Here is a 1,370-nt window from a genome sequence, read left to right as displayed (position 1 = left end):
CCCAACTGGAAGAACGAGGTGACGGTGCGCTCGATGGAGATGGCCGGCGAGTACGAGCCGATCAGCTACATCAGCCGCGTCTCGCCCACGCCGCTGCTGATGATCGTCGCGGACAACGACGTGGTCGCGCCGGTCGCCCTGGCGCTGGAGGCGTACGAGCTGGCCAAGGAGCCCAAGAAGCTCGTGCTCATGCGGGGCGGACACTTCGACGCGTACCAGGGGGCCGGGTTCGAGGAGAGCGCGGCGGCGGCGCGGGACCACTTCCTCAGCCATCTGAACGCCTGATCTCACCGACGAGAGCCGCCCGGTCGCACGCAGCGCGTGGGGCCGGGCGGCTCACGCCTGTGCAGCCACGGTCGTGCCCCCACGTCGCCCGCGGCTCAGCGGCCTGACCCCGTGAACGAGGCAATGTCGTCCACTCGAATTGCGACCGAGCGGCCTCGTTTTGGATGGACTGGTTGCGGCACCGACGGCCGCGCGGTGGGGAAGGTCTCTTGCGCGAGGTCGAGCAGCGCTTGGCCGCTTGGAGTCAAACGTCCACGCTGATCTCCGGTGCCGGTCTGCGGCCTAGTATTTGACCCGCAGGTCAAATACTCGCTACGGTAGCGAGTATGGGCAGACCGAAGAGCTTCGAGCCGGACGTGGTCATCGCGCAGGCGATGGAGACGTTCTGGACCAAGGGCTACACCGACACTTCCCCTGCCGACCTCGCGGAGGCGACCGGAGTGGCCAAGGGCAGCCTGTACCACTCCTTCGGTTCCAAGCGTCAACTGTTCGGCAAGGTGCTGGACCTCTACGGCCGGACGCGTGCCGAGCAGGCCGAGGAGTTCCTCTCGCAGCCGGGCACCGCCGAGGAGCGCATCCGCGCCTACTTCGCACTGCTCATGGACGCGGACCTGGACGGGCCGGTCCGGCGCGGGTGTCTGGCCCAGAACGCGGTCGGGGAGCTCGGCGGGCGCGACCCGGAGGCCACCCGCGCGGTGCTCCGCATGGAACAGGGTCTGATCGAGCTCCTCGCCGCCCGCATCGCGCAAGGGCAGCGGGACGGTGACGTCGACCGGAGCGTCGACGCCAGAGCGCAGGCACTGTTCCTCCAGAACACCCTCGCCGGACTGCGGGTCATGGCCAGGACGTTCGAGCGGCCGGCGCTCCATCGGATCATCGACACGGCCCTCGCGGGCCTCTGAGGCACGCCATCTCGGACGATGGCCTTTTTGTGCCCTAATTTTTGACCTTCAGTTCAAGAATATGCGGTTCTTCAAGAAAGAGGAGATCATGGACCTTGGCATCAGCGGGAAGACCGCTCTGGTCACCGGCGCGAGTCGCGGCATCGGCCTCGCGATCGCTCGGACCCTGGCCGCGGAGGGCGT

At 67.7% G+C, this 1,370-nt stretch carries 3 protein-coding genes; all 3 read left to right on the top strand.

Going from position 1 to position 1,370, the window contains the following annotated elements; all coding sequences use genetic code 11:
- Positions 1-285, top strand: a 285-nt coding sequence (locus ABZT06_RS50575; protein ID WP_355756718.1) for an alpha/beta hydrolase, incomplete at its 5' end; no start/stop codon positions are given.
- A gap of 326 nt (positions 286-611) precedes the next feature.
- Positions 612-1,187: a TetR/AcrR family transcriptional regulator gene (locus ABZT06_RS50570; protein ID WP_355756716.1), complete on the top strand. Its 576-nt coding sequence runs from the start codon at positions 612-614 to the stop codon at positions 1,185-1,187.
- 88 nt (positions 1,188-1,275) lie between these two features.
- The coding region (locus tag ABZT06_RS50565) for an SDR family NAD(P)-dependent oxidoreductase (RefSeq protein WP_355756720.1) at positions 1,276-1,370 on the top strand (95 nt) is incomplete at its 3' end.

This window comes from Streptomyces sp. NPDC005483 (assembly GCF_040606035.1).
In the GTDB taxonomy this organism is placed as follows: Bacteria; Actinomycetota; Actinomycetes; order Streptomycetales; family Streptomycetaceae; genus Streptomyces.
Note: the sequence above shows the minus strand (reverse complement) of the source record. Positions and strands in the feature narration are given on the sequence as shown.

Coding starts and splice junctions, on each gene's coding strand:
- ABZT06_RS50570 (WP_355756716.1), top strand. CDS start 612: ATGGGCAGACCGAAGAGCTTCGAGCCGGACGTGGTCATCGCGCAGGCG.